Annotated in this window: 13 protein-coding genes and 2 tRNA genes; 6 read left to right on the top strand and 9 right to left on the bottom strand. The window is 37.1% G+C overall.

Annotated features, from left to right (window positions below; translation table 11 throughout):
* Positions 1 to 34: 34 nt before the first annotated feature.
* Positions 35 to 1,066, bottom strand: coding sequence for an AMP-binding protein (locus IW16_RS21100; protein ID WP_034749285.1), 1,032 nt, complete (start codon positions 1,064 to 1,066; stop codon positions 35 to 37).
* 100 nt (positions 1,067 to 1,166) lie between these two features.
* On the opposite strand from IW16_RS21100, the gene IW16_RS21105 reads away from it, so the two are divergent.
* Both IW16_RS21105 and IW16_RS21110 read left to right on the top strand, forming a co-directional pair.
* Positions 1,167 to 1,237 (top strand) — tRNA-Gln (locus tag IW16_RS21105).
* Between the two features lie 248 nt (positions 1,238 to 1,485).
* A tRNA-Gln gene (locus IW16_RS21110) sits at positions 1,486 to 1,556 on the top strand.
* 160 nt (positions 1,557 to 1,716) lie between these two features.
* Here IW16_RS21110 and IW16_RS21115 read toward each other — a convergent pair.
* From IW16_RS21115 to IW16_RS21150, 8 genes are all read right to left on the bottom strand, one after another.
* Positions 1,717 to 2,148 (bottom strand): hypothetical protein, encoded by a 432-nt coding sequence (locus IW16_RS21115; protein WP_034749288.1) that lies wholly within the window; start codon positions 2,146 to 2,148, stop codon positions 1,717 to 1,719.
* Between the two features lie 11 nt (positions 2,149 to 2,159).
* Positions 2,160 to 2,798 carry an HdeD family acid-resistance protein gene (locus IW16_RS21120; RefSeq protein WP_034749290.1) on the bottom strand — a complete coding sequence of 213 codons (639 nt, stop codon included), beginning with the start codon at positions 2,796 to 2,798 and terminating at the stop codon, positions 2,160 to 2,162.
* A gap of 381 nt (positions 2,799 to 3,179) precedes the next feature.
* Positions 3,180 to 4,283, bottom strand: coding sequence for an agmatine deiminase family protein (locus IW16_RS21125; RefSeq protein WP_034749755.1), 1,104 nt, complete (start codon positions 4,281 to 4,283; stop codon positions 3,180 to 3,182).
* 4 nt (positions 4,284 to 4,287) lie between these two features.
* Positions 4,288 to 4,902 carry a hypothetical protein gene (locus tag IW16_RS21130; protein WP_034749293.1) on the bottom strand — a complete coding sequence of 205 codons (615 nt, stop codon included), beginning with the start codon at positions 4,900 to 4,902 and terminating at the stop codon, positions 4,288 to 4,290.
* 108 nt (positions 4,903 to 5,010) lie between these two features.
* Positions 5,011 to 5,814 (bottom strand): AraC family transcriptional regulator, encoded by an 804-nt coding sequence (locus IW16_RS21135; protein ID WP_034749296.1) that lies wholly within the window; start codon positions 5,812 to 5,814, stop codon positions 5,011 to 5,013.
* Positions 5,815 to 5,953: 139 nt separating this feature from the next.
* Positions 5,954 to 6,826, bottom strand: coding sequence for a GLPGLI family protein (locus tag IW16_RS21140; RefSeq protein WP_131327949.1), 873 nt, complete (start codon positions 6,824 to 6,826; stop codon positions 5,954 to 5,956).
* 234 nt (positions 6,827 to 7,060) lie between these two features.
* Entirely contained in the window at positions 7,061 to 8,491 is a 1,431-nt protein-coding gene (locus tag IW16_RS21145) for an amino acid permease (protein ID WP_034749302.1), read from the bottom strand.
* A 117-nt stretch (positions 8,492 to 8,608) separates the two neighbouring features.
* Positions 8,609 to 8,902, bottom strand: coding sequence for a helix-turn-helix domain-containing protein (locus tag IW16_RS21150; protein WP_034749305.1), 294 nt, complete (start codon positions 8,900 to 8,902; stop codon positions 8,609 to 8,611).
* A 188-nt stretch (positions 8,903 to 9,090) separates the two neighbouring features.
* On the opposite strand from IW16_RS21150, the gene ccoN reads away from it, so the two are divergent.
* The 4 genes from ccoN to tamL all read left to right on the top strand — a co-directional run bounded on the left by ccoN (position 9,091) and on the right by tamL (position 19,914).
* Positions 9,091 to 11,370 (top strand): cytochrome-c oxidase, cbb3-type subunit I, encoded by a 2,280-nt coding sequence (ccoN, locus tag IW16_RS21155; RefSeq protein WP_034749308.1) that lies wholly within the window; start codon positions 9,091 to 9,093, stop codon positions 11,368 to 11,370.
* Positions 11,371 to 11,389: 19 nt separating this feature from the next.
* Positions 11,390 to 12,277 (top strand): cbb3-type cytochrome c oxidase N-terminal domain-containing protein, encoded by an 888-nt coding sequence (locus IW16_RS21160; RefSeq protein WP_034749311.1) that lies wholly within the window; start codon positions 11,390 to 11,392, stop codon positions 12,275 to 12,277.
* 285 nt (positions 12,278 to 12,562) lie between these two features.
* The gene (locus tag IW16_RS21165; protein ID WP_084694594.1) at positions 12,563 to 17,587 is read left to right on the top strand and encodes a translocation/assembly module TamB domain-containing protein; all 5,025 of its coding nucleotides are present in this window, start codon (positions 12,563 to 12,565) and stop codon (positions 17,585 to 17,587) included.
* Positions 17,587 to 19,914, top strand: a complete 2,328-nt coding sequence (tamL, locus tag IW16_RS21170; RefSeq protein ID WP_034749314.1) for a translocation and assembly module lipoprotein TamL — start codon at positions 17,587 to 17,589, stop codon at positions 19,912 to 19,914. Before IW16_RS21165 ends, tamL begins: the two co-directional genes overlap by 1 nt.

A 19,914-nucleotide genomic window follows, 5' to 3' on the forward strand; every position in this document is an offset into this window, starting at 1 on the left:
TTAATGAATGGATTAAAAGGGTAAAGATAAAATATTATAGCCCTGCCTCTATTATTTTATGTAATTCCATCCGGTTTACTTTGCCATTTGGAGTTCTTGGGATATTTTCAGTGAAAACAATTTTCTTGGGTTTGTGGAAGCTTTTTTCAAAATCAATTTCCAATATTTTTTTAATCAGATCTGTAGATTCTTCTCCTTCAATGACCAGTATTAATTTCTGACCGAGGCTTTCATCTTTTATGCCGACAAATATCGCTTCATTTGGAATTTCTTTTTTGACCAGAATTTCTAAGCTTTCGGGAAAAATTTTTGCCCCGCCTGAATTAATGACATTGTCAATTCTTCCCAAAAATTTAAACTGTTTTTCGTTTTTAATTTCAACTAAATCATTAGTCTGCAGTACCTCAGCATTTACATTTGGTGCAAAAATCTTCAGACAGCCTCTTTCGTCCAAAGAAATTGAAACATTTTCAAAAACAGTGAAGTAATCTTCCTGTTTGGGCATAAGTTCTTTTAAAGCAATATGGGAAAGGGTTTCAGACATTCCATACGTTTCAAAAATACGGTTTGAACTGGAAAGGTTCCTTTTAGCTAAGATTTTATCCTTCAGATTTTCGGAAACCGCAGCTCCCCCGATGATCAGATTTTTTATTAAATGCAGTTTGTCGAGAGAATTTTCGACCTGAAGCGGAGTCATTGCACAGAAATCTATTTCTTCATCCAAATCTTCTGCCGGTTTAAGAGACGGTTCTGCAGAAATTAACTTTAATTTTCTTTCAATTGAACGAACCAGCATCATTTTACCGGAAATATATTCTACAGGAAGAACGATCAATGCTCTATCTCCTTCTTTTAAACCTAAAAAATTACAGGTCATCACAGCAGAATTGAGCATTTTCTTTTTTTCGATTTCAAAAATTTTAGGGACACCTGTGGAACCGGAGGTCTGCACTTTTACGGTATGTCCATCGGAAAACCATTCATCCAAAAAAAATTTGATTTTATGTTCGAAATCCGTTTGAAAGGATAAATTATTAATATTGAGATTCTTGAAGTCTACCAGCATGATTATATCAAATAAAAAGTCGTGTAAATTTAAAAAAAAGTTTAAAAAGTTCTTGTATCTATCGAAAAAAGCTGTAAATTTGCATCACCAAAATAAAAACAGACCCATGGTGTAACGGTAGCACTCTGGTTTTTGGTACCATCAGTTGGGGTTCGAATCCCTGTGGGTCTACAATTTATTTTAAACCATTTGATTTTTCAAATGGTTTTTTTGTTATATAATGTCAAAGCTTTTAACTATTCTGTCGTCTGTAACCTAACGAAGGTATTCAAAAAAATACAGGTATCTTATAAAAACAAAACTTAACTGCTAAGAACATAGACTATTACCTGTTTCAGGCTAAAAAACACCCTACTTTTTTTCGGGAGAGTCTTGCCTGTAAAGAAAAAAATTGTAAATTTGCAGCATCAAAATAAAACAGACCCATGGTGTAACGGTAGCACTCTGGTTTTTGGTACCATCAGTTGGGGTTCGAATCCCTGTGGGTCTACAAACCATCCTTTTCTAAGGATGGTTTTTGTTTTTATAAAGTGATCGATTTTTAATTCAAACTCTTCACCATATTCGCAGAGGAAGAGGCAAAGTCCTACAATGCATTTTTCATTTAATTCTATAAAACTATTGAACAGAATCATATTAGATGAAAGAATCTACAAATTTTTATACCGAAAAGGAATTTTCACAATATCAATTACCTTTTCACCGCGACTATTTTTTCCGGCAGTCCATTGTATTTTATCGGTAGCTTTTGCTGCAGCTGTCTTCACCTCATCATTAAAAATATCATTTTTTCCATAAGTAGAAATATTCAAAACATTTCCGTCACTATCGATTTTAAGAATGATTTGTGTATCTAATTTTTGTGATAAAGACTTTAATGCCTCTTTATTCAAATTCTCTTCAACTTTTTTCACAAAAGCTTTATTTCCACCCGGAAACTGAGCCGGAAAAGTAATAGTTGGCGGAGGTGGAACAGAAAGATCCTGTGGCTGTCTGGATGCATATTGATCCCCGATCTTCTTATTTTGAGAGAAAGCTGCTGTTCCAATACAAACGAACGATATTAATATCAATTTTTTCATATCTTCTTTATTTACTTTCTCATTTTTAAATCATCAATCTCATCCTGAAGAGATTTCATTTTACTTTTCAGTTCTTCACTTATTTTTCCCGGGAATTTTTTAAGCTTTCTAAGATCTAAAGCCAGCATGATGGATGCAATTCCTATGAAAATAAAAGATATAGCCGTTAAGGTAACTAAAGAAAGTCCTGTAAATACTGGATTAAATATAAGCAGTAAAGAGAATATAATCCCTCCCGCACTCGCCAAGGCAACATTTCCCCAGTTCAGATTTTTATGACTCTTCAAATCAAAAGCAAATCCCAGCAGCTGAAAGGAACGGAACAGCAAAGTAAATCCTATCACAAACGGAAGAATCGACATTGAAATTTGCGGATAAGCGACCAGATACACTCCAATGGCAGCAGTCAATAATCCGCTTACCAGAAACCAACCCCATCCCTGGAGCGACTTGCTATTCTGTAAGGAAAAAAATATTTCCGTAATCCCTGAAAATAAAAAGGAAATACTGAAAAATATTGAAAGAGTTACATACGTAGCAAGAGGTACACTAAATACATAAAAACCGCAGATTAAAAATACAATTCCAAAGATCAATGGGATATACCAATGTTTCACTGTGTTTGTCAGGGTTTCAAATAAATTAGCCATATATGTGTTTTTATAGTTTTGCTTACTTTGTGTCGCGGTGTTCAGCTTGTCCGCAGGACTCTCAAAATAATCAGTTTTTCTAATGAATTCGAGATGTAACCTGTCACTAATTTACAAAAAAACAACGTAGTAAATAGCCAAATCAAACACTAATTATTTGTTGATCAGACCTATTTAACATTCACAAAAAGTAAGAAATATCATTTCTAATGACATCGACCTATTCTTTTTCTAACATTCCCTATAAACAAAGAAAATACAGAAACCCAATATTCATTATGTGTAATAATATTTATTAAAAAAAAGCATCCGAAAAGAAAAAATGAGTTCAATTCAATTTATCTTATCAGATGCTTTTACCGTTCGTTCTTTAGTTTAGATTTATTTCAGAAAACTCCCGGCTGGCTGCTGCTGCGTTACACAGTGGATCATTCCACCGTTTTCGTATAAATTTCTTACATCTATCCCTATAACTTTTCGGTCCGGATACTGATCCTGTATCATTTTATTAGCTACCTTATCGTTGGGATCGCCATAATTCGGAACCAGAACCACCTTATTGGCCACATAGAAATTCACATAAGAACCTTTATCTTCCAACTGTTTTCCATAGGCTGTTTTTACTTTATTTTTAGTAGCAGGAAGGTATATTTTTTTATACTCTTTTCCATCGATATTAGATGCTTCGTAAAGTGTATTGATATCTTTATCCGTAAGTCCCATTTCAAAAAGGCCATCCTCGTCCATTGTGATCATGGTATTAGGATTGATGAATTTCATAAAACCATCAATATGCATATCCGTAACATCCAGTCCTGTAACACCATCCAGCCATATGACTTTGGAAACTCCATAATATTTTTTAAACAGGTCTTCAGCTTCCTGCTGTGTAATTCCTTTTGTTCTTGTAGATTCTCTTTTCTGGCTGATCACTGAACTTTTACAAGCCATGAGAACACCGTTTCCATCGGTTTCTACGGAGCCTCCCTCATTCACCATTTCTTCATTCAGATCAATTACTTTAATGCCCAGATCTGTTCCGATCCGCTGAGGAATTTCATCACAGTTTTCGTAATCATATTTTCCTCCCCATCCATTGAAACCCCAGTCTTCGATTAATACACGTCCCTGGCCATCTTTAACGAAAATAGGTCCGTTATCTCTGATCCAGACATCGTCTGTAGGGTATACTTTGAAATCAACATTTTTTAAAGAGATTTTATTTTTTTCCAAGAGATCAAAAATTCTTTTCTTTTCGGTATCATCATAAGCAATGATATGAACTTTTTCGCCGGACTGAAGTTCGCGTGTCATATCAATCCATGTTTGTTCTATTCTTTTACGGTATTCTGTACCGTGCTGATGATGGTGGGGCCATTGCAGCCATGTTCCTTCATGAGGGGAAGATTCTTCGGGAAAGTGATAAGTCTGTGCCATACAAAATGTAGTATTGAATAATAAGGCGAGTGCAAATAATTGATTCATATCATTAAAATTTTTTTCCAATAAATAGTCCGAAATTGATATCGGTTTCAAAAGTACTTCCTGTCTGCGAAATATTGCTTCCTATCCCGAACTGCATCTTTTTGCTGTTTTCTATTCCCAAACGGATGATCTGACTGCTGGCCTGATGCTCCTGAAAACTGAAATCAGATTCTACCATCAGCATACTGTAGAAATTAAGATTTTCATTCAATTTAGGGGTATATTCCACTAGCGTGTAAAGTCCTAATCCAAATTTTCCGGTATCAAATGAATAGGTAACAGCTGGAAATAAATTGATTCCCAAGGTTCGGGTTTCTTTCACATAAGCCACTCCTAACGAAGGCATCACATCTTCATCCGAAATATAAACTCCTGCAGACGCTCCCCAATCGTTCCCCACGTAATAATTAAGGCTCTGATAAATTCCGGGACTCACTTTTCTTGTCTCATAATCATAGGAGGCTGTTCCCGATACAAAGTAATTCCATCTGTTTTTAAAATCTTTATCATAAATTCCCAACACCTCAGCTTCTTTGTTTCCACCACAAGCCTGGATAGAAACCTGAGATTTTGCATACGATGAAATTAATATGATCAAGAGAATTCCATTTTTTTTCATTCTGTCTTGTTTTCTAAATTTGTTCTGTAGAAATTCCTTAAGCCCGGATATTTCTCTGATGCAAAATTAGATGACCGAAAAAATAAAACTTGTCCTAAAAGGACATCTTTAAGAATGAAGGGGAAAGTAAATATGGGTAAGCATTTCTCCATTTTCAGACGGCATATATTCTTCGATAACATCTGAATTGTCAAGCAGCAGATCTGGCTGGGTGAGCCAAAAGCGATAAAAAGAACGGTAAGTTTCTAAAATACTGTCAAAAGATCCATCATGAACAAACCTGATGTATTTACCTCCAAAAATTTCTATCCTTCTAAAGCCGGAGTTTTCTGAAACAATTTGTGGTATCGCTGCTCCATATCTGCAATGAGAACTGTTGGTAATTAAGGGCTGATCACATACAATTCCATATGAAGGAAAGCAGTTTCCATTTTTCTGCTCAATCTCTGCCCACAAATCATTAATTTCCTGATTATTATAATCTTTAGCCTTTATAAAGATACAGTACACGGAAACAGCATCTTTATATTTTATTTCATATTGCAGATCTACAGTTTCACAATCTATGAATTCTCTAAAAATCTCCTGCTTCTGATTTCTTGCCTCTGCAGGTGAAATATGATATTGCTTTTTAAACGCTTTTGAAAAAGACTGGATATTGAAATACCCAACTTCCCAGGCAATCTCAGAAATTTCATCTGTGGTATAGATCAATTTTTTATACGATTTTTCCAGTCTTAGCCGTTTCTGAAACCCCGAAATAGTCTCTTTAAAGATCTTAAAAAAAATCCTCTGAAAATTGCGGTAAGAATACCTGGACAAATGTTCTATTTCATAGGCCGTGATCTCCCTGTCAAAGTTTTCTTCGATAAAATCAACAATTTTCTGTATTTCATTAAAACTGATCTGCACGGCTTTATATTTTACAAATCGATTAGTTTATATACTCATAAAGATACAGCATTTCAGTGTATGAAATCAACAAAATTTCACTGCCGGCAAATGACAAAATACCCGTTCGACAGCACCGGTATCATGCCAGCTGATGTATTTATTGATAGTTGATTTTGTGATTCAACTCTATAGGGTTGTCTTCCTCAAGAATCGATTGTTGTGCCTGCCTGATCATTTCGTTCATATCTTTTTGATTTCCCTGAGGATCAATAAATGTAGCTTTTTTGGCAGTTTTGGTATTCCAAGGGTCATTATAATATGATTTTCCCAGCGTATCATATTTTGACCAATCAATTTTAATCGTTTTTGTCCTTGCATCAAACCAGTTTCCTCCTTTTTTTATTTGTATTAAATTGAATGAGTACTCATTTTCTGTGTCTTCAATAGAAATAATTAAGCCGGGTAAACCATTGAAAACATAGGGCCCATCATTAAACGGTAATTCTGTAGTAAACCATGCCTTCCAATTTCTGCCGCCGTAGCTTACTTCTGCTTTTTGCGCTTTATACTTCCCTATTGTTTTTTGCTCTGGCAAGATTTTCCAGTTTAATTTTTCTTCAACAGGAAGCAGATAATTGGTATGTAAATAAGTAACAATTTTTTCTATTTTATTAGTATTAATATCTTTTTTAACGTAAAATTGAAATTCAACTCCCGTCCTATAGCTTCCATTTTTATTAATAAGCTGCAAGGAATCAGCATCTTTGGATGCCGATTCCCGAAAAACAGACTTATTATTTTCAAAATCCAAAATCATATTCTCAGTAGTAATATCCTTCGGCTTTGCTTTAATTGCTTTATATTTAGTTTCGTATATAAAACTAAATTTCTGTGAAAAACAAAGTGTTGACAGTATTAAAAAAAATAAAATGAGTTTTAATTTGCGTGTTGTTTTCATGAAATTTCGGTTAATGTTTCGAGCTTGCCACTCAAGTGAAAACGCCTGTTTGACGAACTCAAATTGAATCACAAAAACTTAAGTAACTTACAAAATTTCACCGAAAAGGACAACTTTTGAATTTTGTACTTCAGCCAGCAGACCTAAAGCCGGTATCAGTATACATTTTTTATTCCATCATCAATATACTTCCATATAGATTCTACTTGAGTACAAAAAAAGGACAGATTAAAATCCATCCTTTCTATTATTTAAAATATATATATTGTTCGTTGATCCATCAAAAATGTTTGACGATATGATGTATTACAATTTGGTTTTAGGTTTATAGAGTTTAAACATCAGGAATAGGAACGCCAGCCAGACCGGAATTAAGATCACCTGAATCTCCATTCCTGTAATACTCATCAATACCAAAATAGCCACCAAGAACAGGATACAGATGTAATTTGATACCGGATAAAATATGGATGGGAATGATGTTTTCACCCCTGATTTATCTTTTTCTCTTCTGAATTTCAAATGGGTATAGCAGATCATCAGCCAATTGATAATCAACGTAGATACCACCAAAGCCATCAGGTATTCAAATGCTTTTTCAGGTACCAGTTTATTGATGATAATACAGATTCCTGCAAAACATGAAGAGATCAGGATCGCATTCGTAGGAACACTGTTTTTGTTCAGTTTCTTTAAAAATTTTGGTGCATTTCCCTGCTGAGCCAATCCGAAAAGCATTCTGCTGTTACTGTAAACGCTGCTGTTATAAACGGACAATGCTGCCGTTAAAACAATCAGATTGAGGATATTGGCAATTAAAATATTGAACTGTATCACTTTCCCGAAAATATTGAATTCAAATCCATTTAAGTTCTGGAAAACCATTACAAAAGGACTTGTCCCTTCGGTAATTTCTCTCCACGGACTCAATGCAAATAAAATAACCAGAGCTCCCACATAGAAAATAAGTATTCTATAGATCACCTGATTCGTTGCTTTTGGGATTGTCTTTTCGGGATTTTTAGCTTCAGCAGCCGTAATACCAATGAGTTCCAATCCTCCGAAAGAGAACATGATCATCGCCATCGCTGCAAACAGACCTGAAAATCCACTTTCGCTTTTATTAAAAAAACCTTTTGGAAAAAAACCTCCGTCATTCCACAAATTCGAGATGCTCGCTTTATCTCCTCCGGTACCACTCACCAATAAATAAATACCAAAAACAATCATCCCGATAATGGCAACCACTTTGATAATGGAAAACCAAAATTCGGTTTCTCCATATACTTTTACAGAGGCCAGATTTAAGGCATTAATAACTATGAAAAAGAATAAGCTGGACACCCAGAGTGGGATTTCCGGCCACCAAAAATGAATATAATGTCCAATAGCCGTCAGTTCGGCCATACTCACAAGGATGTAAAGGATCCAGTAATTCCAGCCTGATGCAAAACCGGGAAAGTTCCCCCAATATTTATAGGCAAAGTGACTGAAACTTCCGGAAACAGGCTCCTGAACAACCATTTCACCCAGCTGGCGCATAATAAAGAATGCAATGATTCCTGCCAATGCGTATCCAAGAATAACGGATGGGCCTGCTAAAACGGCTGCCGGTCCGATTCCGAGAAACAGTCCTGTTCCTATGGCTCCTCCAAGGGCAATTAATTGTATGTGTCTGTTGGTTAATCCCCGGACAAGAGATCCGTCATTCGGTTCCGTTTTCTGTTCGCTGCTCATAAAAAGAATTATGCCCTAAATATATAAAACTTTAGAGAAATTTGCCTTCTATAAAACCTATGGAACATTCAATTTATTCAGTTTTAAAGAATTAAAAAGCAGAAGAGCAGTATTTCTCTACAAATATTCCTCCGGAACAGAAATATTATTCTTTTTCATATACTCTAAAAGCGACTGGTACCTGTCGTCATTCCCATCCATTCCGCACTTGTGGGAAATGCTGCAAATATCAGAAGGTTTAATTTCCAAAATATCAGAAATCTTCGTCAGTATGTCCAGGTTGATTTTTACTTTAGAATTTTCAATGTCGGAATAGGCCTTTTGGGAAATCCCCATTTCAAAAGCCATATACTCCTGCGTAAAGTCTTTGCTTCTACGGATTTTTCTGATATTTTGACCACACACTTTCATCGTTTTTTGTTTTTAGTAGTTTTCGGTATAGTTTAGAAGGATACCCACTAGACTTACACAAAGTTAATAAATACCTTTGGCAAAACATTATACACGTTACATGATATTTATTTTTTCATACGGATCAGGGACAGTACGGCCTTATTTCGGAGGATAAATATTACTTCGGTACAACAACAATTGGAATTATGGAGACGCAAAAATTCAATTATGACAATAATATTGTCAGAGCATTCTTGTATGCTACTATCGTATTCGGTCTGGTCGGCTTTCTGCTGGGACTTACGGCCGCGCTGATGCTTTTCTACCCTGAGTTGCCTGAGTTTTTATTCGGGACAGATGATACCACTATTCAGAGTTTGAGAAGCGGAAATATTCAGGGATTAATCAACACGCAGGGCGCTATGGGATTCGGAAGGATCAGAATGCTTCATACGAGTGCCGTTATTTTTGCTTTTGTGTGTAATTCATTTTTCTGCGGTGCCTATTACAGTATGCAGAGACTTTTAAAAACAAGAATGTACAGCGATACGCTATCATGGATCCATTTCTGGTCATGGCAGCTGATGATCGTTGCCGTAGTGATCACGTTTTTAATGGGAATCAATACGTCTAAAGAATATGCAGAACACGAATGGCCGATTGACATCCTGATTACCTTCTCGTGGGTTATCTTTGGGATCAACATGTTCGGAACCATTGCAAAGAGAAGGGTAAGACACCTTTATGTAGCCATCTGGTTCTATATCGCCACATGGATCGCCGTGGCTATGCTGCATATCTTTAATAATCTTGAGGTTCCTTTATCATTCACAAGCTGGAAATCCTATTCTGCATATGCCGGTGTAAAAGATGCTCTTGTACAATGGTGGTACGGCCACAATGCCGTAGCATTCGTACTGACAACTCCGGTATTAGGTCTGATGTACTACTTCATGCCGAAAGCGGCACAGCGACCTGTATTCTCCTATAAATTATCCATTATTCACTTTTGGTCGCTGATTTTCGTATACCTATGGGCAGGCCCTCACCACCTTCAGTATACGGCGCTTCCGGCATGGGCTCAGGCCGTAGGTACAGGATTTTCTATCATGCTTATTGCTCCTTCATGGGGAGGAATGCTGAACGGGCTTCTTACCTTAAGGGGAGCCTGGGATAAAGTAAGAGACAATCCCATCCTAAAATTCTTCGTGGTAGCCATTACCTGTTATGGTATGGCGACTTTTGAGGGACCTTTACTGGCTACAAAATCTTTAAATAAAATCGGGCACTACACAGACTGGGTAATCGGTCACGTACATTTAGGTGCGCTTGGATGGAATGGTTTCATGGCTTTCGGAGTGGTATACTATCTGATCCCGATTATGTGGAGAACGCCTTTATGGTCTAAAAAATTAGCCAACTGGCACTTCTGGTTGGGAACACTGGGGATTATCTTCTATGCAGTTCCGATGTATATCGCAGGATTCACACAGGGATTGATGTGGAAACAGTTCAACCCGGACGGAACTTTATTATGGAAAAACTGGCTGGATACAGTCACGGCTATTATTCCTTACTTTAAAATGAGATTCTTAGGAGGTTTATTTTATATTTCAGGAGCTATTTTAATGGTCATTAACGTTGTCAAAACCGTTAGATCAGGATCATTTCAGAAAGAAGTTCCTGCGGAAGCCCCTGCATTGGCAAATATCGGTACTGCAAGAAAAGAAGGCGAAGGGGTACACCTTTGGCTGGAAAGAACTCCAAAACTACTGTCCATATTAGCTTTTATCACTGTTGCTATAGGTGGATTAATAGAAATCGTTCCAACATTATCTCTTAAAGAAAGTGTTCCTACGATCACGGCTGTAAAACCTTATACACCGCTTGAACTGGAAGGAAGGGATCTTTATGTACGTGAAGGGTGTAACTCATGCCACTCACAGATGATCAGACCTTTCCGTGATGAGATCGTAAGGTTTGAAGGAAAAAACGGGCAGTACTCCAAAGCGGGAGAGTTTATTTATGACAGACCTTTCTTATGGGGATCTAAGAGAACAGGACCGGACCTTCACAGAGAGGGGGGAAGAAACCCTGATTCATGGCACTTTAAACACATGTACAACCCAAGGATTACATCTGCCGGTTCTATCATGCCGCGTTTCCCATGGTTGATTACAAATAAACTGGACCGTACTCAAATGGTTGATAAAATGAGACTGATGAAAAATTCTTTCGATGTGCCTTACTCAAAAGCAGAAATAGATTCTGCAGGTCAATGGGCAGATAACCAGTCTAAAGCTATTGTACAGCGAATATATTCTGAAGCTGCCGATCTAAAAGATCAGATGGAAAAAGAAAAAACAGCAAAAGGCCCGTCTTATGTTCCTCTTGAGCAGAGAGAAATTGTAGCCATGATTGCTTATCTGCAAAGATTAGGTACTGATATTAAAACAACCCAAATCCAGACCGCAAGTGCTGAATAACCCTTAAAATTGTACTGCAATGAAAAAGAGAACCCCCATTTCAATATATATCGCAACAACGATAGGTTTAACGATCATGGCGTTTGAAATGTTCGCCGGAGATTCAGGTTATTTTTCTTCTCCCTTTTTCTGGGCGCTTATTGTAATCGCTGTTATCCTTCTTATGATCATGAACTCCATTGGAGATCTGGTTGAAAACGAAAGTTTCAACAGACTTTCGGAAGAGGAAAAGAAAGAATATTTAGCAGAAAAAAATATTCCCTATTATCAGAAGCTTTGGAATTCAGCGTTTAAAAAACAATCTGCTACTGAAGAAAAAGATATTCTTATCGATCATGGTTTTGACGGAATCACAGAGCTAGACAACTCACTGCCAAAATGGTGGATAGGCCTGTTCTGGTTCGGATGTATATTCTGTGCCGTCTATCTTATTGCCTTCGCTTTTACAGACTATGCTCATCCGGAAGCTGAATATGATAAAGAAGTGAAAACAATGCTGGCGTCTATAGCGGAATATGAAAAAACAGCACCTCAGATTGATCTGGCAACAGCAAAATACAGTGCGGATAATATTGCAGAAGGTCAGGAACTTTTCAAAACCAACTGTGTAACCTGTCATGGTGATGGAGGAAAAGGAGGAATCGGTCCCAATCTTACGGACTCACACTGGATCAACATAAAAGAGAAAAGTCTTTTTAAAAATGTTTTCTGGATGCTTGAAAACGGATCTCCGAACAATCCTACCATGAGGCCTTTCATCAAAGACGGAACCATCACCGGAAGAGATGCTGAAAAGATTGCGGCCTATATCTATCATATCAACCAGGAAACTTCTCCGATCACTCCGGCTCAGGGCGGAGCGACTCCCCAGGGTGAAGAAGTGAAATGGGACAATGCAAATAATTAACAAAAATTTATTATCTCCATATATTCCTTGCCCCCTTTGAAACTAATCTAACATTTGAATTTTCATTTTTGCTAAACCTTTTCAACATAAAAAAAATGATACAAAGGGGGCTTTTTAAACAAAATAATCCACACCTTGGTTGTCTATATCAACCTATTCACTTGACAACTACTAAACTAAATTCCATATCCGGACAGCCAAGGCAGGATTTTTGCATCTGAACAGGATACCACAACAAAGAACTAATAAAATAGTATTCTTATCTTTGTTACAAACCTGACGCATTTGAAACTGAAAATTAACAAAAGTAAACTCTTCAAGCGTATTGCAATAACCATTATTTCTATATTGGTCTTCCTTACCCTTCTCATCCTTAGTCTAAGGCTTCCTGCCGTTCAAAATTTCATCAAAGACAAACTCGTCGTCTATCTTGAAAAAAAGATCAAGACAAAAGTAAGTCTGGAAAGGGTCTATATAGGATTTCCTAACAGCCTTGTGATGGAAAACCTTTATCTTAAAGGACAGGATGTAGATACACTTCTTGCTGTAAAAAAGCTGGATGTGGGTCTGAATATGCTGAAACTTATCAGCTCTACAGCGGACATTACCTCTGTAGATCTTGAAGGAGCCCGCGCCAATGTGGTCCGGAAACCCAACGGAACCTTCAATTTCGATTATATTATCAATGCTTTTGCCACCAGTGACAAGGAGGAAAGCTCTTCCAAACCTTTCATTATTTCTCTTGATAAGATCAATTTAAAAGATATTGGGGTAACGTTCAACGACCAACAGTCGAGGAATGATATTAAATTATATTTCAAATCATTTGATACCAGGGTTAAAACTTTTGATCTCAACAAAAACACGTATGCGGTCAATGATATCAATCTTGACGGACTGAAATTAAAATTAAAGCAGGATCTGGTTGAAGAGGTTGCAAAAAAAGTAGAAAAAAAGGTTGATTCTCTGAATGACAAAAAACCAATGAATATTGGTTTGAGAGGAATCAAGCTTACGAATTTCGATATTGATTACGGTGATGACAATACCAAAACCTTTGCTAAAGTTCTGTTCAAAGAATTAAGCACCAAGGTGAATAAGCTGGATCTCGAAAATAATGCCTACAATATTTCCAATGTTTTTCTTTCCGGAGCAGATATTAATGCCAATCTTTATCTTCCTGCGCAAAATGCCAATCCGAAAGATAAAAAAGAACCGGAAGTTTCGAAAGTTTCAGATCACGATAAAGCCATGAAAGTAATCCTTGGGAAACTTGTTCTGAACGACGTAAAAGCGGTGTATAACAATACGGCTATTGCTCCCACGAAACAGGGAATGGATTTCAACCACATGAATTTTTCAAAAATGAACGTGGAAGTAAGAAGTTTCAAAATGGAGGATAATACTTTTGCGGGAACCGTTAACTCCGCGGAAATTCAGGAAGGAAGAGGCTTGAATATTCAAAAATTCAACACAGATTTTATGTATGCTGAAAAACAGGCTTACCTGAAAGACCTTTATCTGCAGACTCCAAAAACACTGATCCGTGATGAAGTCGTATTAAATTATGATTCTCTTGACCAACTGACTTCAAATCCAGGTACCGTAAAAATCTCTGCCAATATAAAAGATTCAAAAATTGGGTTTGCTGATATTTTGAATATCGTTCCGACGTTACGAAACACAGTACCCTTCAATAAATATCCGAATGCCATCTTGAATGTTAATGCTAACGTTCAGGGAATTGTCAATGACCTGCTGATCAAAGATCTTAAAGTTTCAGGTTTGGATCAGCTGAGGGTAGCAGCTTCGGGAAGAATAAAAAATGCAATGAAGCCTGAAAACCTTTACTATGATCTGAGGATCGGAGAATTTTCAGCAGAGGCCAGAACCGTGTACAATCTTGTTCCGAAAAACACCATTCCCTCAAATATCTCTCTGCCTTCCCATTTCAGCATCAAAGGAAATGCTAAAGGAACAACCAAAGTAGTAAAGACCGATTTGAACCTCTACTCTACCCTTGGAAATGCAGCTATTGTTGCAGATGTGGATATGAGCAGAAAGAACAGGGAACTGTACGATATAAAAGCTAACCTTCAGGCAATACAGGTCGGAAAGATCATTAAGAATAAAGATATCGGACCTATCACAGCCCAGATTTCTGCCAAAGGAGAAAGCTTTGATTTCAAAAATGCTAAAGCCGATCTAAAAGGCCATGTGGCATCCGCTGTTTACAAAGGATACCGTTACCAGAATATGGATCTTACCGGCAAAATTAATAAGGGGGTTTATAACATTGTTTTAAACTCAAAAGATCCGAATGCAAATCTGAATTTAATAGCTTCAGGAGTTTACAGTGAAAAAAATCCTACAGTAAAAATTAACGGTGAGGTTATCAAACTGGATGTGAATAAACTTGGATTCTATGAGAAGCCGATGATCATCGCAGGAAAGATTGACGGTGATTTTTCAAGCCTTGATCCTGATGCACTGAATGGATATTTAAATTTAAAAGATTTTGCATTTTCAGATACCAAAGAAGTTTATCCGGTACAGGAAGTGAATCTGAAAGCTTCTTCCACGCAAGATTCAACACAGATTATTTTCAATTCTCAGATTGCTGATGTTTCTTTAAAAGGGAAATACAAACTGACGCAGATCTTTGGTGCTTTGACGCAGACGATCAATCAATATTACCAGTTTCAGAAACCTGCTAAAGGACAGAAAATCGATCCGGGGCAGCATTTTACTTTCGATGCTAAAATCAAAAATGATGACCTGATCAGAAAATTTGTTCCTGAACTGAAAAGTTTTGAAACGATCAATTTAGCAGGAAATTATGATGCCGATTCTCAAAAAATAGAAATTGACGGACAGATTCCGCAGCTATTGTACGGTGAAAATTCACTGGAAAATGTTGCTTTAAAAGTAACCAATGAAAATCAGGCATTACAATATAACCTGAATGCAGCCGCTTTAAAAAGTTCAAGCTTCACATTGAAAAAAATTGCCATAACTGGAGATGTGGCCGACAATACCATCAATTATAATGTTACCACGAAAGATGACAAAGATGCTACGCAGTTCCTTATTGCAGGAAATGCCAAATCTTTAAATGATATTACCGAAATTTCCCTGAATCCGAACGGTTTAAAATTAAATTATTCAGACTGGAATGTTGCTGAAAACAATAAGATTCAGATCAGCAGCAAAGGAATTTTGGCGGATAATTTTGTTCTTTCCAATGGAGGAAGTCAAATCTCACTTCAGTCTGAAACAGAGAGCCCAAGCAGCCCGCTAAATGTTTCACTGAAAGATTTTAAAATTGAAACGATCACAGAACTGATCAAGAAAGATACAATTCTGGCCAGAGGAACGATCAACGGAACAGCTCAGCTTAGAGACTTAACGAAAAATATGACGTTCACTTCTGATCTTAATATCACAGATCTGATCGTTTACGGAAGCCCGGTCGGGAACCTGACTGCTAAAGTAAATAATACTTCGGCGAATATTTTGAATGCTGACGTTGCCTTATCAGGCAATAACAACGATGTGAAAATCCTCGGGGATTACAATACTTCTTCAAGCACTTTTGATCTGAATATGGCGATCAATAAACTGCAGATGAAGAGTGTTCAGGGCTTTTCCATGAATGCCATTACGAATACGGAGGGCTATATTTCAGGAAATTTAAAAATTACCGGAAATACAGAAAAACCTAATATTCTAGGTAAGGTAAAATTCAATGATGCCGGACTGGAAATTGCAAAAACAGGCAGTGATTTCAGAAAACTTAATGACGAAATTGATTTTACCAACAGAGGTATTGAGTTTAATAAATTTAAAATAAATGATAAGGACGGCAATTCACTCGTTGTAGATGGACAGGTTCTTACTCAGACGTACCGAGATTTTGCGTTCAATCTTGATGTGAATGCCAAGGATTTCAAAGTGGTGAACTCAGAAAAATCCAATGATGCAATGATGTATGGAATTCTTGCTATCGATGCGGGACTTCATATCCGTGGAAATCTGGATCTTCCAAAGGTCGACGGAAGGCTGGCAGTTTCCGATGATACAGATTTCACATTCGTACTTCCACAGTCAAGCCCGTCTGTACAGGAAAGGGATGGAATTGTAGAGTTCATTGATCAGGATCAGGTGGTTTTAAATAAAACGATTAAAGCAGATTCTCTGAAAGCACAGACCCGTTTCAAAGGAATGGATGTAAGTGTGAATATCGAAGTAAGCAAAGAAGCCAAAATGTCTATCGTAATTGATAAGGCTAACGGAGATTTTGTAAAACTTCAGGGAGAAGCAGAGTTGACAGGCGGAATTGATCCTTCAGGAAAAATAACGCTTGTAGGAGTGTACGAAGTGGAAAAAGGATCTTATGAACTTTCCGTAAGTGTTCTGAAACGTAAATTTGATATCCAGAAAGGAAGTACCATCACCTGGACCGGAGAACCAACGGCAGCCATCATGGATATTACAGCCGTGTATAAAACGCAGGCCCCTCCTATTGATCTTGTTGAACAGCAAGTTGATGATGCCTCTGTACTGAATCAGCTTAAACAAAGAATACCTTTCAATACCTTATTAAAAATGAAGGGTGAACTTCTGAAGCCGCAAATCAGTTTTGATATCACTACAGACGAAAAGAACAATTCTGTTTCATCTGCGGTAACCGATATCGTGGATCAGAAACTGACTCAGCTTCGAACTCAGGAATCTGAAATGAATAAACAGGTGTTTGCCCTGCTTTTACTGAACCGTTTCATTGGAGAAAATCCTTTTGAATCCGGTGCCGGAATGTCGGCTGAAATGATGGCCAGACAAAGTGTGAGTAAAATTCTTTCTCAGCAATTGAACAATCTTGCCTCCGGTTTGATCAAAGGAGTTGATATAGACTTAGGTTTGGACTCTTCTGAAGATTATTCCAGCGGAACAAAAAATACAAGAACTGACCTGAACGTGGGGGTAAGCAAAAAATTATTGAATGACCGTCTGAAAGTTTCTGTGGGAAGTAATTTTGCTCTGGAAGGTGAAGCGCGTCAAAACGAAAACACTACCAATATTGCCGGAAATGTAACCATTGATTACAGCCTGTCAAAAGATGGACGTTATATGATGAGAGCTTACCGTAAAGATGAATACCAGGTCGCTCTTCAGGGACAGATCATAGAAACAGGGTTAGGGTTTATCATCACTTTAGACTATGATAAATTCCGTGAGATTTTCAGAAAATCTAAGAAAGACAGACGTAAAAAAGAAAACAAGAATAACCAAGTGGTAGAATTTAAATAATGAAAAGTAGATTTAATAAATATTCCAAATATGTGTTTGCTTCGGGTTTTGCCGCTGTCAGTCTTTCCTGCAGCAATACAAAATTCCTGAAGGAAGGTCAGATGCTTTACACGGGTGGTACAGTAAAAATCGAAAATGACAGCCTTTCCAAGAAAGACAAAAATGAACTTCAGGCAGCACTGGAAGAAAATCTGGTTCCCAAACCCAATTCCAAAATATTAGGATTACGTCCGAAATTATATTTTTATAATATTGCCAAAGAACCTAAAAAAGATAAGGGTTTTAATTATTGGTTAAAATATAAAGTGGGTGAAAAACCTGTTTTGCTGGGAGATGTAGATCGTGAATTCAACAGAAAGATCATTGAAAACTATTCTGAAAACAAGGGGTATTTTAATGCAAAAGCGACCTATGATACAGTGTCTAAGAATAAGAAAGCACAGGTCATTTATACTTTAAGACCTGGCGCAAGATATTTGGTGAATCATGTTAAGTTTCAACAGGATTCTACTCTCATCAACAGGGAAATTCAGACTTTCACCGACAAGACTTTGCTTAAACCTGGGAAACCCTTCGATCTTGATGTCATAAAAAATGAAAGAGAACGGATTGATAACGGATTAAAAGAAAGAGGATTTTATTATTTCAGTCCGGACAATATTATTGTTCAGGCAGACAGCACTGTGAGCAAAAAGCACGAGGTTGAACTTAACGTAAAATTAAAAGAAGATACTCCTGATCTGGCAACGGAGCAGTTCAGTATTGATAAAGTTATTGTGTTCCCTAATTATAATATTCAGGATGTGAAGAGAGGCAAATACAGCGTTCCGATGAATCAGGACTCTCTTTCTAAATATGCCTATGATGACATTTATGTCATTGATCCAAAGCATAAATTTAAACCGAAAATATTTGACAGGGCTCTGTATTTTAAGAAAGGAGATCTTTACAACCGTACCAATCATAATCTTACTCTTAACCGTCTGATCAGTCTGGGGGTTTTCAAATTTGTAAAAAATGAATTTATTGTATCCGATTCATTAGGTCATCGTTTTGATGCCTATTATCTGCTGACACCAAGACAAATTCAGTCACTCAGACTGGAAGCTTTGGGACGAACCAATTCTGCGAATTATGCGGGTAGTGAATTAAACCTGAACTGGACGCACAGAAATTTTTTCAAAGGGGCTGAACAATTTAAAGCATCTATTTATGGAGCTTTTGATTTTCAGATGGGAGGTCAGGAAGACGCACAGAATTTATTTCGGGCAGGATCTACCGTTCAGCTTTCCATTCCGAGAATCGTGGCTCCTTTCCGTTTCAACTCCTCGAGTGCTTTTGTTCCAAGGACGAATATCAATTTAGGATTTGAATTCCAAAACCGGACACAATATTATACACTTAATACATTCAGTGCTTCTTTTGGATATTTATGGAAAGAAAATGCAAGAAAAGAGCATGACCTGAAGGTAATAGATATTACATTGGTTTCTCCCTCCAAGGTTACAGATTTGTATAAATCAAAATCTGAAAAGAGTGATGCGATGCAAAGAGTCGTTGAAAAGCAGCTGATTTTCGGTCCTACTTATTCTTATACGTATACGAATACAATGCTTTCCAAGCCTACCACTATTTATTATAAGGGGACATTGGATCTGGCAGGAAATATTACTGGTTTGGTCACTGGTGCCAATGTTGAAAAGGGAAAAGAAAGAAAAATTTTCGGAATACCTTTCAGTCAATATGCTAAAATTGAAAATGACTTCAGACTCTATCATAAGTTTACAGAAAAAACATCTATAGCCACAAGGTTGATTGCTGGAGTAGCTTATCCTTACGGAAATTCAGAGTTTATCCCTTTCTCTAAACAATTTTTCTCAGGAGGAAGTAACAGTATCAGAGCCTTCCGTGCAAGAACATTAGGTCCCGGAAGTTTTGATCCGAGAAAGATTGAGCAGGGAACATTATTAGACCAGTCAGGGGATATTAAACTGGAATTAAATGCGGAATACCGCGCCAATATTTATAAATTCTTAAATGTTGCCGTGTTCGCTGATGCAGGAAATGTTTGGTTAATTAATGAAGATCAACAAAGACCCGGAGCTAAATTTTCGAAAGAATTTTTAAGCGAAGTTGCCGTTGGAGCAGGAGTTGGTCTAAGACTTGATTTCTCTATCTTGATTTTAAGACTGGATCTTGCTATGCCTTTGCGTGTTCCCTATTATGAAAAAGGAGACCGATGGGCATTTGACAGAATTAATTTCGGAGATTCACAGTGGAGAAAAGATAATTTAGTTTTAAATATAGCAATAGGATATCCTTTTTAA

Origin of the sequence: Chryseobacterium vrystaatense (genome assembly GCF_000737765.1) — a bacterium.
GTDB classification, from domain to species: Bacteria; Bacteroidota; Bacteroidia; order Flavobacteriales; family Weeksellaceae; genus Chryseobacterium; species Chryseobacterium vrystaatense.